This window comes from Blastococcus sp. VKM Ac-2987, from assembly GCF_026967805.1.
Lineage (GTDB): Bacteria > Actinomycetota > Actinomycetes > Mycobacteriales > Geodermatophilaceae > Blastococcus.
Map to the genome: position 1 here is coordinate 1,024,507 of NZ_JAPVBG010000001.1, position 14,107 is coordinate 1,038,613.

Annotated in this window: 13 protein-coding genes; 12 read left to right on the top strand and 1 reads right to left on the bottom strand. The window is 76.6% G+C overall.

The window, feature by feature from the left end; genetic code table 11:
- Positions 1–26 precede the first annotated feature (26 nt).
- From glgA to O2W17_RS05060, 9 genes are all read left to right on the top strand, one after another.
- Positions 27–1,211, top strand: coding sequence for a glycogen synthase (gene glgA, locus O2W17_RS05020; protein WP_269191297.1), 1,185 nt, complete (start codon positions 27–29; stop codon positions 1,209–1,211).
- 398 nt (positions 1,212–1,609) lie between these two features.
- On the top strand, positions 1,610–2,020 hold the full coding sequence (locus O2W17_RS05025) for a response regulator (RefSeq protein ID WP_269191298.1): 411 nt from the start codon (positions 1,610–1,612) through the stop codon (positions 2,018–2,020).
- A 216-nt stretch (positions 2,021–2,236) separates the two neighbouring features.
- The gene (locus tag O2W17_RS05030) at positions 2,237–2,911 is read left to right on the top strand and encodes a response regulator transcription factor (RefSeq protein ID WP_269191299.1); all 675 of its coding nucleotides are present in this window, start codon (positions 2,237–2,239) and stop codon (positions 2,909–2,911) included.
- Positions 2,912–2,920: 9 nt separating this feature from the next.
- Positions 2,921–4,249, top strand: a complete 1,329-nt coding sequence (locus tag O2W17_RS05035) for a sensor histidine kinase (RefSeq protein ID WP_269191300.1) — start codon at positions 2,921–2,923, stop codon at positions 4,247–4,249.
- Between the two features lie 161 nt (positions 4,250–4,410).
- Positions 4,411–4,959 (top strand): signal peptidase I, encoded by a 549-nt coding sequence (lepB, locus tag O2W17_RS05040; protein WP_269191301.1) that lies wholly within the window; start codon positions 4,411–4,413, stop codon positions 4,957–4,959.
- 285 nt (positions 4,960–5,244) lie between these two features.
- Positions 5,245–6,231 carry an ABC transporter substrate-binding protein gene (locus O2W17_RS05045; RefSeq protein WP_269191302.1) on the top strand — a complete coding sequence of 329 codons (987 nt, stop codon included), beginning with the start codon at positions 5,245–5,247 and terminating at the stop codon, positions 6,229–6,231.
- 10 nt (positions 6,232–6,241) lie between these two features.
- Positions 6,242–7,342: a FecCD family ABC transporter permease gene (locus O2W17_RS05050; protein ID WP_269191303.1), complete on the top strand. Its 1,101-nt coding sequence runs from the start codon at positions 6,242–6,244 to the stop codon at positions 7,340–7,342.
- Positions 7,339–8,145, top strand: a complete 807-nt coding sequence (locus O2W17_RS05055; protein WP_269191304.1) for an ABC transporter ATP-binding protein — start codon at positions 7,339–7,341, stop codon at positions 8,143–8,145. The genes O2W17_RS05050 and O2W17_RS05055 overlap by 4 nt, the downstream gene beginning before the upstream one ends.
- Before the next feature lie 116 nt (positions 8,146–8,261).
- Positions 8,262–8,990, top strand: coding sequence for a GAF domain-containing protein (locus tag O2W17_RS05060; protein WP_269191305.1), 729 nt, complete (start codon positions 8,262–8,264; stop codon positions 8,988–8,990).
- Between the two features lie 4 nt (positions 8,991–8,994).
- On the opposite strand, the gene O2W17_RS05065 is transcribed toward O2W17_RS05060, so the two are convergent.
- The gene (locus tag O2W17_RS05065; RefSeq protein ID WP_269191306.1) at positions 8,995–9,579 is read right to left on the bottom strand and encodes a LamB/YcsF family protein; all 585 of its coding nucleotides are present in this window, start codon (positions 9,577–9,579) and stop codon (positions 8,995–8,997) included.
- 52 nt (positions 9,580–9,631) lie between these two features.
- Here O2W17_RS05065 and O2W17_RS05070 point away from each other — a divergent pair, with 52 nt between their 5' ends.
- From O2W17_RS05070 to O2W17_RS05080, 3 genes are all read left to right on the top strand, one after another.
- The gene (locus tag O2W17_RS05070; RefSeq protein ID WP_269191307.1) at positions 9,632–10,750 is read left to right on the top strand and encodes a spore photoproduct lyase family protein; all 1,119 of its coding nucleotides are present in this window, start codon (positions 9,632–9,634) and stop codon (positions 10,748–10,750) included.
- A gap of 135 nt (positions 10,751–10,885) precedes the next feature.
- Positions 10,886–12,550 carry a SpoIIE family protein phosphatase gene (locus tag O2W17_RS05075; RefSeq protein WP_269191308.1) on the top strand — a complete coding sequence of 555 codons (1,665 nt, stop codon included), beginning with the start codon at positions 10,886–10,888 and terminating at the stop codon, positions 12,548–12,550.
- Between the two features lie 49 nt (positions 12,551–12,599).
- Positions 12,600–14,102, top strand: a complete 1,503-nt coding sequence (locus O2W17_RS05080) for a phytoene desaturase family protein (RefSeq protein ID WP_269191309.1) — start codon at positions 12,600–12,602, stop codon at positions 14,100–14,102.
- Positions 14,103–14,107 lie beyond the last annotated feature (5 nt).

Below are 14,107 nucleotides of genomic sequence, written 5' to 3' on the forward strand. Positions count from 1 at the left end.
CGGGACCGCCCCCCTAGGGTGAGCGCGTGCGCATCGGGATCGTCACGCGTGAGTGGCCGCCGGACGTCTACGGCGGCGCGGGGGTGCACGTCGAGCACCTGGTGGCGGCGCTGCGCGCGCTGCCCGCCGAGCCGGGGAGCCCGCTGGAGCTCGACGTCCACTGCTTCGGCGCGGCCCGTGCGGACGCCACCGGGCACAGCGTGCCGGCCGGCCTGCGCGAGGCCAACGGCGCGCTGCAGGCCCTGGGGGTCGACGTCGAGATCGCCGCCGCGCTCGCCGGGGCCGACCTGGTGCACAGCCACACCTGGTACGCCAACACCGCCGGCCTGCTCGCCGCGCTGGTGCACGGCGCACCGCACGTGATCACCGCGCACTCCCTGGAGCCGCGCCGGCCGTGGAAGGCCGAGCAGCTCGGCGGCGGCTACCGGCTGTCCTCCTGGGCCGAGCGCACCGCCTACCTGGCCGCCGACGCCGTCGTGGCGGTGAGCGCCGGCATGCGCGACGACGTGCTGGCCGTGTACCCCGACCTCGACCCCGCCCGCGTGTACGTCGTGCACAACGGCGTCGACGCCGAGGCCTACCGCCCCGTCCACGAGCCGGAGACCGTCCGCGCCCTCGGCGTCGACCCCGACCGCCCCTACGCGCTGTTCGTCGGGCGGATCACCCGCCAGAAGGGGCTGGCGCACCTGCTCGCGGCGGCCGACCAGCTGCCCGCCGGCGCCGGTCTGGTGCTCTGCGCCGGCGCCGCGGACACCCCGGCCGAGCGGCAGCAGGTCGCCGACGCCGTCGCCGCGCTCCAGGCCCGCCGCGACGGCGTCGTCTGGATCGAGGCGATGCTCCCCCGCGAGCAGCTGGTGCCGCTGATCACCGGCGCCACCGTGTTCGTGTGCCCGTCGGTCTACGAGCCGCTGGGCATCGTCAACCTCGAGGCCGCGGCCTGCGGCACCGCCGTCGTCGCCAGCGCCGTGGGCGGCATCCCCGAGGTCGTCGACGACGGCCGGACCGGCCTCCTGGTGCGCTACGACGAGGCCGACCCGGCGGGTTTCGCCGCGGGCCTGGCTGCCCGGATGGGCGAGCTGCTGGCCGACCCGCAGCGCGCCGCCGCCATGGGCGCGGCGGGGCGGGAGCGGGTCGTCGCGGAGTTCGGCTGGGCGGCGATCGCCCGGCAGACCGTCGAGGTCTACGCGGAGGTCCTCGCCGCCCGCGGGTGAGCCGTCGGCGGGTGGGACGGGCCCCTCACATTGGGGGCGCGGACTCCCCACCCCTCGGCTGTCCGCCGACCGGCGGGGCGCCCGACACTGTGCCACGGGTCCGCTCCGCCGGAGGGGCTCGGAGACCCGTCCGCCCAGGAGAACCGCATGCCGCCCCGGATCCACGCCCCGCCCGACCGCTGATCATCAGGAGACCCGCCCCCTCCCGCTGCGGCGGCGTGCCCGTTCCGCACCGGGCACGACCACCCCGACGACCCGGCCGACGCGCCGAAAGCCGTCCGTGCACGATTGGCGCTCGGCCTGCCGGGGCAGAACCGTTCTCAGCCGGCTTCCTCCCTCCGCCGCACCGAGCCGGAACCACCGGTGCACGCGGCCGTCACCTCAGGACAGGGGCGCACGTGATCCGCCTGTTGATCGCCGACGACCACACGGGCGTCCGGCTGGCGCTCGAGGACCTCTTCGGGTCCACCCCCGACATCTCGGTCGTCGCCGCCTGCTCCGACGGTGACGAGGTGCTGCCGGCCGCCCGGTCCACCCGCCCGCACGTCGCCCTGCTCGACCACGTCATGCCCCGGATGACCGGGCTGCAGGCCGCCGCGCAGCTGCGGGACGAGTGCCCCGAGGTCCGGGTGGTGCTGCTCACCGGCACTGTCCTGTCGAGCGTGATGGCCGAGGCGCGGGAACTGGGCGCAGCCGGCTTCCTCGCCAAGGGCGAGGACTCCGACGCGCTGCCCCAGCGCATCCGCACCGTCGCCGACGGAGGAAGTGCCTGGCCCGAGCCGGTGCCGGCCGGAGGGCAACCCGGCTGACCGCGAGCGGCGGCCGTCCGGTTCCTGGAAACCGACGCTGAGCAGCACTTTGGCGACGCAGCGCGAGGGCACGACGGTCCCGCGTCACCCGGACCGGGGACCAAGGTCCCGATACGGGCCGTTGCCGTACCACAAGAAGCTTGATCACCCCATACTCCCCGCAATGGAGGCCGCCCCCCGGGGGGCCGTGCGAGCTGGGAGTCCACCGTGCCCCTCATGACCATGACCGATCGCCCTGCTCGCGTCGCCGCGGCCCGCGTCCTGATCGTCGACGACCACCGGACCTTCGCCGACCTGCTGGCCGTCGCCCTGCGGTCGGCCGGCATGGACCCGGTGGGCACGGCGACCTCGGCCGCGCAGGCGGTCGCCATGGTCCGCGACCTCCAGCCCGACATCGTGATCATGGACATCGAGATGCCCCGGCAGGACGGCCTGTCGGCGACCCGGCAGATCCGGGAGGTCGCCCCGCGGACCGTGGTCGCCGTCGTCAGCGGGCACTGCGACCCGACCTGGGTGGTCCGCGCCGCCCAGGCCGGCGCGTCGGCCTACATCCCGAAGAACGGCTCGCTCGACGAGATGATCGACGTGCTCTCGCGGGTGCGGCTCGGCCAGATGCTCGTCGCCCCGTCCGCCTTCACCGGCGGGGGCCAGTCGGCCCCGGTCGCCCGCGCGGCCGCGCCCCCGCTGCTCACCCGGCGGGAGCAGGAGGTGCTGGACTGCCTCGGCCGCGGCATGCAGGTCAAGGGGATCGCCCGCCTCCTGGGCATCACCGTCGAGACGTGCCGCGGTTACGTCAAGTCGCTGCACACCAAGCTCGGCGTCCGGTCCCAGCTGGAGGCGGTCATCAAGGCCCAGGAGGTCGGGCTGCTGCCGGCCTCGCGCGAGCGCTGAACCGGGGCGATGGCCACTGCCGCACCGCCCCCGTGGTACCGGCGTCTTCCCGGATCGGGCCACGCCCGGGAACTGACCTACTTCGCCGGCGCGGCGGTCCTGGCGCTGATCGCCGTGTCGACCGCCACCGTGCTGATCAGCGAGCGCATCGCCCGGTCGAACGCGCTGGAGGAGGTCGAGCGGACCACTGTGCGGATCGCCGACCTGGCGATCGGGCCGCTGGTGCCCGGCTACCTGAACGGGTCGGTCGCCGACCGCGTCGAGTTCGAGCGGGCGGTCGCCAACCGCCTCCGGGACCCGACGATCGAGTCCGTCGTGATCTGGGACGACGAGGGCCGGGTGGTCTACTCCAGCCGGCGCGAGCTGATCGGGGAACGGTTCCCCCTCAGCGACGAGCTGCGCAGCGCGCTGGCCGGCACCCTCGTGGCGGAGGTCGCCGACTCCCCCGAGACCGCGTACGAGGGCAACGGTTCCGGCCCGGCCCTCGAGGTCTACGCGCCCCTCTCGGGGAACGGCCGGGACCTGGTGCTCGAGGTCTACTACGACGACACCGTGATCGAGCGCCAGGCATCCCGGCTGCGCGGCGAGGTCCTGCCGATGGCGCTCGGCGGGCTGGTGCTCCTGCAGCTGGTCCAGTTCCCCATCGCCGCCTCGCTGGCCAGGCGGGTCCGGCGCAACGACGAGGAGCGCACCGCCCTCGCCGACGCCGCGCTCGTCGCCTCCGAGCGGGAGCGCCGGGCGATCGCCGCGGACCTGCACGACGGGCCGGTGCAGGACCTGGCCGGTGTCAGCTACGCCCTGAGCGCCCTGCGCAACAGCGTTCCCGAGCCTCGGCAGGCGATGGTCGACCGGCTGGCGGGCGTCGTCCGGACCGCCGTGGCCTCGCTGCGCCGCGTCATGCTCGACGTCTACCCGCCCGACCTGTCGGCGGACGGGCTGCCCCGCGCGCTGGACGACCTGGTCCTGCCGCTGCAGGAGCAGGGGCTGACGGTCGACGTGCGGACCGGGCCGCTCCCCCCGCTGGGCCCGCAGCAGGCCGCGACCCTCTACCGCACCGCCAAGGAGGCGCTGGCCAACGTGGCGCACCACGCCCAGGCGCAGCACGTGTGGGTGTCGCTCGAGGCGGCGGGCTCCGGACGGCGGTCGGTGGTCGCGCTCGAGGTGGCCGACGACGGCGTCGGCTTCCCCTCGTACCACCAGGGCAGCCCCGACGGCCACCTCGGCCTGAAGCTCAGCTGCGACCGGGTCCTCGCGCTGGGCGGCCGGTTCGACACCGGCAACCGGCCAGGCGGCGGCGCCCGGGTCGCGGTCGAGCTGCCGGTCGACCGCCAGGTGTGACGCGCGGTGGTCCCCGGACCACCCACGTTGGGGGGGGTCCGACGCCCCAGGGCGCGGCTGCCCGGGTCGCGTCCGGCCCGGCACGGTGGGACCGACCGCACGGACGGCGAGCAGCCGACAGGAGGACCCGTGGACGCCCCCGGACCGCCGGCGCGGCCGTCGTGACCGGACGGCACGCCGCCCAGAGCGCCGGATCCCGGGCGCACTCCCCCGCGTGGGTGCGCCTCGCGGCGGGGGCCCTGGTCCTGCTGGTCCTCTCCGTGATCGGCGTGCTCCCGGTCCAGCTGGTGCGGGTCGCGGCCGGCAGCATGGCGCCCACGCTGGACGACGGCGAGACCGTGCTGGTCCTCCGGTGGCCGGTGTCCGTGGACCGCTGGGACGTCGTGGTGGCCACCCCTCCCGGGCCGGACGCCGAGCCGGTGGTCAAGCGGGTCGTGGCGCTGGGCGGGGAGTCCGTCGCCATCGAGGACGGCGCGCTCGTGGTGGACGGCGGAACCGTCTGCGAGCCCTGGAACGACCCGGCGCACCTCGACGGCGTCTGGTTCGGCCCGGTCCGGGTCCCGGAGGGCTCCGTCTTCCTGCTGGGCGACGAGCGGGACGGGACGATCGACTCCCGCGTCTTCGGGGCGGTCGGCGAGGACCGCGTCGACGGGGTGGTCGTCGCCGGTGCGTGGCCGCTGCCGCACCCGCTGCCCACCACGCCCTGCTGAGCCCGCCCCGGCCGATCCCGCACGGCTGGTCCCGCCCCGGGGCCGACGCGGCCGCCTGCCGTCCGGCCGCTGGTACCTTTCAGGCCGCCGGCGTGTGCCGGCGGTGCAGCCGCAGCGAAGTCCGGTGCGAACCCGGCGCTGTCCCGCAACTGTGACGGCCCTCCGCGGGCCGGAGCCAGATCGCCTGCCCTGCGCCGTGCAACCGACCCTCGCGGCAGGGGTCGCGCATCGGGCGTCGGGTCGGCTCGGGGGCGACGCCCGCCGCCTCCTCTGGAGGCCCCTCCCTTGCTCGGCACCTCCTCCCGCGCGGCGCGCGCCGTCCGGCACGCCCCGCGGCGGCCCTCCCGCGCCGCCCTCGCCCTCCTCGCCGCTCCGCTCCTGGCGCTGCCCGCCTGCGGCGGGTCCTCCGAGGGCGGCGACGGCGACGCCGCTGCGGTCACCACCTCGGCCGGCGGCGACGCCTTCCCGGTGACCCTCACCGCGGACAACGGCGAGGTCACGCTCGAGGAGCGCCCGGAGGCCATCGTCTCCATGTCGCCCTCGGCCACCGAGATGCTCTTCGCCATCGGCGCCGGCGACCAGGTCGAGGCGGTCGACGACAACTCCGACTACCCGGCCGAGGTGCCGACCACGGACCTGTCCGCCTTCACGCCGAACGCCGAGGCCATCGCGCAGTACGACCCCGACCTGGTGGTGCTCAGCAACGACACCAACGGGATCGCCGACGCGCTGGAGACCCTCGACGTCCCGGTGCTCCTGCTCGAGGCCGCCCAGGACCTCGACGGCACCTACGAGCAGCTGGAGCTGCTCGGCGAGGCGACCGGGCACAGCGACGAGGCCGGCGAAGTGGTCGCCGACGTGCAGGAGCGGATCGACGCCGCCGTCGCCTCCGTACCCGACGACGTCAGCGGCACGCGCGTCTACCACGAGCTCGACCCGTCGATGTACTCCGCGACCAGCGACACCTTCATCGGCGGCATCTACGGGCGCTTCGGCCTGGAGAACATCGCCGACGGCGCGCCCGGGGCCAGCGGTGGCTACCCGCAGCTGTCCGCCGAGTACGTCGTCGACCAGGCGCCGGAGCTGATCGTGCTGGCCGACACCGAGTGCTGCGGGGAGAGCGCCGAGACGGTCGCGCAGCGACCGGCGTTCGACTCGGTGCCCGCCGTGACCGAGGGCCGGATCCTCGAGGCCGACGACGACATCGCCTCCCGCTGGGGGCCGCGCGTGGCCGACTTCGCCGAGTCGGTCGCCGCGACGCTGCGGGGCTGATCCACCCGGCATGAGCACCACGACCCAGGACACCCGGTCCGGCCGCCCCGCGCCCGGCTCGGGTGTCGTGCGGTCGCGCCGGTCAGCGGCGCTCGCCGTCTGCGGTGCGCTCGTGGCGCTCGTGGCGGCGGTGCTGGCCGGGGTCGGGGTGGGGGCGGTGCCGCTGGCCCCCGGCGGGGTCGTCGCCACCCTGCTCGACCGGGCGCTCGCTCCGCTCGGGGTCGACGTGCCCGGCGCCCTGGAGGGCACCGCAGCGGCCGTGCTGCTGGAGCTGCGCCTCCCCCGGGTGGTCCTCGCGGTGCTCGTCGGCGCCGGGCTGGCCGTCTCGGGGGCGGCGTACCAGGGGGTGTTCCGCAACCCGCTGGCCGATCCCTACCTCCTCGGGGCGGCGGCCGGCGCCGGCCTCGGCGCCACCCTGGTCATCGCCTATGCACCCGGGCAGCACGTCGGGCCCGTCGCGGTGGTCCCCCTGGCCGCCTTCGCCGGCGCGCTCGTCGGCGTCGGGTGCGCCCTGGCCCTGGGCCATGCCGCCGGTGGCGGCTCGCAGAGCGCCCCACTGCTGCTGGCCGGCATCGCGGTCGCCGCCTTCCTGGCGGCGGCCCAGACGCTGGTCCAGCAGCAGAACACCGACAACCTGCGCGAGATCTACGGATGGCTGCTCGGGCAGCTCGGCGGCGCCCGGTGGTCCGACGTCGGGCTGGTGCTGCCCTACCTGGGCCTGGCCGTCCTCGTCCTGCTGCTGTGCGGCCGGGCCCTCGACGTCCTGGCGGTGGGCGACGACGAGGCGCGCTCGCTCGGCGTGCACCCCGGGCGGCTCCGGCTGCTGGTCGTCCTCGCCGCCTCCCTGGCGACCGCCTCGGCCGTGGCGGTCAGCGGGCTGATCGGCTTCGTCGGGCTGGTGGTGCCGCACATCGTGCGGCGGCTGGTCGGCGGGGCGAACGCCCGCGTCCTCCCCGTCTCGCTGCTGGTCGGCGGGGCGTTCCTCGTGCTGGCCGACCTGCTGGCCCGGGTGGTGCTGGCGCCGGCGGAGCTGCCCCTGGGCGTGGTCACCGCGTTCGTCGGCGCCCCGTTCTTCGCCGGCCTGCTCTGGGCGGGGGCCCGGCGGCGATGAGCCGGTCCCCCGAGGTCCCGCTCGCCACCGGCGGCGGCGCCCGCGTCGAGGTGCTCGGCCTCAGCGCCGCGTACGGGCGGCGGCCCGTGCTCTCCTCCGTGCGGTTCACCGTCGAGCCCGGCGGCTGGCTGGGCATCATCGGGCCGAACGGGTCGGGGAAGTCGACCCTGCTGCGCTCGGTGCTGGGCCTGCACCCGCACGACGGGCAGGTGCGCATCGACGGTGTCCCGCTGACCGGGATGCCGCGGCGCGACCGCGCCCGCCTGCTGGCCTACGCGCCGCAGCTGCCGGTCCTGCCCGACGGCGTCAGCACGCACGACTACGTTCTGCTCGGCCGCACCCCGCACCGCCCGCTGCTGGCCGCGCCCCGCCGGAGCGACGCAGCGGTCGTCGCCGAGGTCATGCAGCGCCTCGAGCTCGAGGGGCTGGCCGACCGGGCGGTGGTCACCCTCTCCGGCGGGGAGCAGCAGCGCGCCGTCCTGGCGCGGGCGCTGGCCCAGCAGCCGCGCGTGCTGCTGCTCGACGAGCCGACCGCCGCGCTCGACCTCGGCCACGCCCAGCAGGTGCTCGACCTGCTCGACCGGCTGCGGCGGCAGGACGGCCTCACCGTCGTGAGCACGCTGCACGACCTCACCCTGGCCGGCCAGTACGCCGACCGGCTGACCCTGCTGGCCTCCGGGCGGGTGGCCGCCGAGGGCAGCCCGGACGAGGTGCTCACCGCCGCCGCGCTGGCCGACCACTACGGCGCCCGCGCGCGCGTCGTGCCCGGGCCGCACGGCCCCGCCATCCTGCCGCTGCGATGACCAGGCGATCCTCGCGGATCGCACCGCGGCCAGGTGCCGTCCGGCGCCGCCCCGACCGGCGCCCGAAACGATGGCCCACGAGATGTAGATCACACCAGCCGGGCGGACAATCGGGCGTGACCATCGGGAGCCGCTTCGACGCCGCGCTCGCGCGCGAGTCGGATCCCGAGCTCGCCGGGCCGGAGCTGCTGCCGGTGCGGCTCAGCCGCGCGTGCGCCGCCCTGCTCGGCGTCGACGGCGCCGGCCTGAGCCTGGTCGACGGCACCGGCCGGCTCGTTCCGCTGGGCGCCAGCAGCCCCGTGGCGTCCAGCGCCGAGCGGATGCAGTTCACCGCCGGCGAGGGCCCGTGCGTGACCTCCCAGACGACCGGTCAGCCGGTGTTCGCCGTCGAGGAGGACCTGCGACGGCGCTGGCCCATGTTCGCCGACCTCCTGCTCGGCGGGACGCCGTTCCGGGCCGTCGTCGCGCTGCCGCTGCACCCGGGGCCCGTGGGCGACGGGGCGCTGGACCTGTTCTTCACGCGCGCCTCGGCGGTCGCCGAGCTGGACGTGTTCGCGTCGGTCGCCGTCGGCGAGCTGGTGACCTCCGCGCTCGGCGACGCCGCGGTGTGGTCGGACTGGACGCCGGCGGAGGGGCCCGGCTGGTTGCGCGGGCCGGCCCCGCGCCGGCGGGCCGCGGTGTGGGAGGCGATGGGGAAGGTGAGCGTGGCGCTGGACATCGACACCGCCGAGGCGCTGGCGCGCATGCGCACCGACGCCTACACGTCCGGGCGGTCCGTTGACGACGTCGCCGCGGAGCTCCTCACCGGGCGCCGACCGGTCGAGGACCTCCGCCGCGGCGGCTGAACCCTCAGGCGGCGAACGGGCCGACCCGGAGACCGGCGGCCTCGAGCGCGCTCCGCACCGCCCGCGCGAGCTCCACCGCGCCCGGGGTGTCCCCGTGCACGCAGACCGACCGCACGTCCACCCGCACGGTGCTGCCGTCCACCGCGACGACGGTGCCGTCGGTGGCCATGCCGACGGCCCGCCCGGCCACCGCGGCGGGGTCGTGCACGAGCGCGCCCGCCGCCCCGCGCGGCACCAGCGTGCCGTCCGGCGCGTAGCCCCGGTCGGCGAAGCCCTCCCCCACGGTCGGCAGCCCGGCCGCCGCCGCGCTGCCGAGCAGCGCCGACCCGGGCAGCCCGAGCACGGCCAGGCGGCGGCCGAACCCGGTTAGGTCGCCGTAGGACATCTGCGCGCCGATCGCGACCCCGCCCGCCACGGCGGCGGCGCACACCCGGCGCATCGTCACCGGGTCCCCGGCGTGGAAGCCGCAGGCGACGTTGGCGCTGCTCACGACCCCCAGCAGCGCGTCGTCGTCGCCCAGCCGCCACACGCCGAACCCCTCCCCGAGGTCGGCGTTGAGGTCGATCCGACGGGCCCCCGGTGCGCTCACCGGGGCAGTCTCGCACCGGAATGACGACCGGCCCCGCGACGCTGCACCGGGCATGGGAGCCGCCGAGCCGCTCACGCTCTTCGACGTCGGGCCGCCGCCGGCGCCGATGCCGCCCAACCACCTCCTCCGGGTGCGCCGCGTCTACGCCGAGCCGGCGGCGGCGGAGTCCCCCCGGGGCCGCGAGGTCCTGGGCCGGTTCCCGGACGCCGAGGTGGTCGAGGTGCCGAGCCACTGGCAGATCCCGGAGCTGCACGGCAACGCCGGCAACGTCGACCGCTGGGTGCGGGTGAAGACCGAGACGCTGGTGCTCGGCGTCCGCAAGGGCCTCGCCACCCGCCCCAACGGACGGTCCGCGAACTTCATCGCGCCGGGCCCGGCCAACGGCTGCGCCATGGCCTGCGCCTACTGCTACGTGCCCCGGCGGAAGGGGTTCGCCAACCCGATCACCGTCTTCACCAACATCGAGCAGATCACCGCGCACCTGCGCCGGCACGTGGCCCGGCAGGGCCCCAAGACCGAGCCCGACCAGTGCGACCCGGACGCCTGGGTCTACGACATCGGCGAGAACAGCGACTGCTCCGTCGACGCGCTGGTCAGCGACAACGTCGCCGACCTGGTGACCACCTTCCGGGGCCTGCCGACGGCCAAGGCGTCCTTCGCCACCAAGTACGTCAACCGCGGGCTGCTCGGGCTCGACCCGGCCGGCCGCACCCGCGTCCGCTTCTCCCTGATGCCCGACGACGACGCCCGGGTGCTCGACGTGCGCACCAGCCGGGTCGCCGAGCGGATCGCCGCCGTCGACGACTTCGTGGCCGCCGGGTACGAGGTGCACCTGAACCTCTCCCCCGTCGTGCTGCGCCCGGGCTGGGAGGAGGACTGGGGCCGGCTGCTGGAACGGCTGGACGACGAGCTCGGCCCCGCGGCGAAGGCGCAGGCCGCCGCCGAGGTGATCTTCCTGACCCACAACGAGGCGCTGCACGAGGTGAACCTCGGGTGGCACCCCACGGCCGAGCAGCTGCTGTGGCGGCCGGACCTGCAGGAGCCCAAGCGCAGCCAGAACGGGCAGGACAACGTGCGCTACCGGGCCGGGATCAAGCGGGCGGCGGTCGCCCGGCTGCGGGAGCTGGTGGCCCGGCACGCGCCGTGGCTGGACATCCGGTACGCGTTCTGACCGGTCGCCGTGTCGCGATGTCGACAAGGCCACATATCGACTGTTCGTGTCCGCACCCTCACCCGCTGTGTGAGAGGCTGAGCGCTGTGACGGGGCTCTGACGCCCCGTCGGAGAGTCATGGTCGAGGGGGAACGGTGCCCGAGTCGACCTCCGGAGTGCCCGCGGCGACCCTGCTGGCGGCGTTGCCCGACACGGTCGTCGTGGCCGGTGGTGACGGGCGGATCGCCTACGTGAGCCCGGCCGTGACGGTGCTGCTGGGCCACGACCCGGCGGCGCTGGTCGGCCGTCCGTTGCAGGTGCTCATGCCGGAGCGGCTGCGCAGCGGGCACAACGACGGCTTCTCCCGGTACCGCGCCACGGGCGTGGGCAAGCTCGTCGGCGCGACGACGCAGCTGCCGGCGCTGCACGCGGCCGGCCACGAGGTCGCGGTCGACCTCACTCTGTCCCGCCTGACCCCGACGGAGGGGGCCTCGCCGGACGACGCGCTGGTGGTCGCCGTCCTGCGCGACGCGAGCACGACGATCCTGCTGGAGCGGCAGTTCGCCGTCAGCCGCTACCTGGCCGCGACGCTCCGGGTCACCGCGGCGCTCACCGAGGCGCGCGACGCCGACGTCGCCTTCCGCCAGCTGCTGCCCACGCTCTGCACCGAGCTCGACTGGGACGCCGCCCAGCTGTGGCAGCCCGACGGCGACGGCGGCCGGCTGGTGCACGCCGGCACCTGGACCGCGCCCGGCGCCGCCGTTCCCGCGCTGGAGTCCGACGCCGCGCGCCGGAGCTTCCGGCGCGGCGAGGGGCTGCCGGGCCAGGCGTGGCTGCGGCGGGCCCCGGTGGTGGCCGAGGACCTGGCGTCGGACGACCAGCTCATCCGCGGCCGGGCGGCCCGAGAGGACGGGCTGCGGACCGCCGTGGTCTTCCCCGTCCTCAGCGGCGGCTCGCTGCTCGCCGTCTGCGAGCTGTTCTCGACCGCGCACCGGCCGGTGCCCGACGAGCTGGTGGAGGTGCTGGCCCACGCCGGCCGGCAGATCGGCCAGTTCCTGGCCCGGCTGCGGGCCGAGTCGGTGGTCCGCGAGCTGGCCGACACCCTCCAGCGCAGCCTGCTGCCCTCCCACCTGCCGACGATCCCCGGTGTCCGGCTGGCGGCCACCTACCGCGCCGGTGGCGAGGCCGCCCTCGTCGGCGGCGACACCTACGACGTCATGCCGCTGCCGGACGGGCGCTGGATGGTGCTCATCGCCGACGTCTGCGGGACCGGGGCGGAGGCGGCGGCCGTCACGGCAGTCACCCGGCACACCGCGCGGGCCGCGGCGGCGGCGGGCGGCGCCGCGGACATCCTGGCTGCCGTGAACACCGCCTTGCTGCACGAGCAGGGCGGCGGACCGCTGCGCTTCGTCACCGCGTGCTGCCTGCTGCTGGAACCGGTGGCCGAGGGGCACCGGGCGACGCTCGGCGTCGCCGGCCACCCGCTGCCGCTGCTGCGCTCCCCCGGCGGCGGCGCCCACCCGGTCGGCCGGGCCGGGCGGCCGCTGGGCATCGATCCCGACGTCGCGTTCCCGGAGGAGGAGTTCCTGCTCCCGCCGGGCGCCACGCTGGTCCTCTACACCGACGGCGTCACCGAGGCGCGTGACGACAGCGGCGCCCAGTTCGGCGAGGACGAGCTGCTGCGGGTGGTGGCCGAGACGCCCACCGGCGAGGCGCAGGAGACCGTCACCGCGGTGTCCGCCGCGGTGGAGCGGCAGCTGGCCGGCTCCCGGCACGAGCACGACGACCTCGCCGTCCTGGCGCTCTCCGTCCCCCGCTGAGGCCAGCACCTCCCGGCGACCGGCCCGCCCTGCTGGCTACGGTGGGCGGATGGCGCGGGTCGTGGTGGTGGGGGCCGGCCTCGGCGGGCTCGCCGCCGCCGCCCGGCTGGCCGCGCTGGGGCACGCGGTCACCGTGGTCGAGCAGGCGCCGGGCATCGGCGGGAAGCTCGGCTGGTTCGCCCGCGACGGGCACGCCTTCGACACCGGCCCGAGCCTGGTCACCCTGCCGCAGGTGTACCGCGACCTGTTCGCCGCCACCGGCGGCCGGCTCGAGGACGCCGTCGACCTCGTCCGGCTGGACCCGGCGGTCGCCTACCGCTTCGCCGACGGCACCCGGCTGACCGTGCCCGGGGACCCGGCCGCCGTGCCCGCCGCCCTCGACGAGGCGCTGGGGAACGGCGCGGGCCGGGAGTGGAGCGCGCTGCTGGACCGGGCCGCGACCATGTGGCGGATCAGCGAGGGCCCGTTCCTCCGCACCCCACTGGCGGGCGCCGCCACGCTGGCCCGGCTGGCCCGGCGCCCGGCCGACGTCGCCGCCATCGCGCCGTGGCAGTCGCTGCGCGGCCTCGGCCGCCGGCACCTGGGCCACCCCCACCTGCGCACGCTCCTGGACCGCTACGCCACCTACTCCGGCTCCGATCCGCGCCGGGCCCCTGCGGTGCTGGCCACCGTCCCGTACGCCGAGCAGGCCTTCGGCTCCTGGTACGTGCGGGGCGGGCTGCACCGGCTCGGCCTCGCGGTGCTCGACCGGGCCCTCGCGCACGGCGCGGTCCTGCGCACCGGCTGCGCGGTTCGCCGGGTGCTGGTGGAGGGCGGCCGGGCGGCGGGCGTGCAACTGGCCGACGGCGAGCGGCTGCCCGCCGACGTCGTCGTCTCCGGCGTCGACGCCGCCGCGCTGCACGCCGACCTGCTCCCTGCGGACCCGCGCACCCGCGGCGTCCGGCGGGACCTGGCCCGCACCACCCCGTCGCTGTCGGGGTTCGTGCTGCTGCTGGCGCTGCGCGGCCGGACCCCGCCGCCGGCGCACCACACCGTGCTCTTCCCCGCCGACTACGACGCGGAGTTCGACGCGGTCTTCGGCACCGGCCGGTACGCGGGCCGCCCGTGCCCGGTGCCCGACCCCACCGTGTACGTCAGCGCACCCGACGATCCCGCGCTGGTCCCCGACGCCGACAGCTCCTCGTGGTTCGTGCTGGTCAACGCGCCGCGGCACGACCCCGCGCGCGGGGTGGACTGGGACGCCCCGGGGCTGGCGGAGGGCTACGCCGACCGCGTGCTGGAGGTCATGGCGCGGCGCGGGCTGGACGTCCGCGACCGCCTCCGCTGGCGGGTGGTCCGCACACCGGCGGACCTGGCGCGCGGCACCGGCAGCGTCGGCGGGTCGATCTACGGCACCTCGAGCAACGGGTCGCGGGCGGCGTTCCTGCGCCCGGCGAACGCCTCCCGCATCCCCGGGCTGTTCCTCACCGGCGGCTCGTCGCACCCCGGCGGGGGCCTGCCGCTGGTCGGGCTGTCGGCCGAGATCGTGGCCGGGCTGGTCGGCGCGGCCTGAGCCGC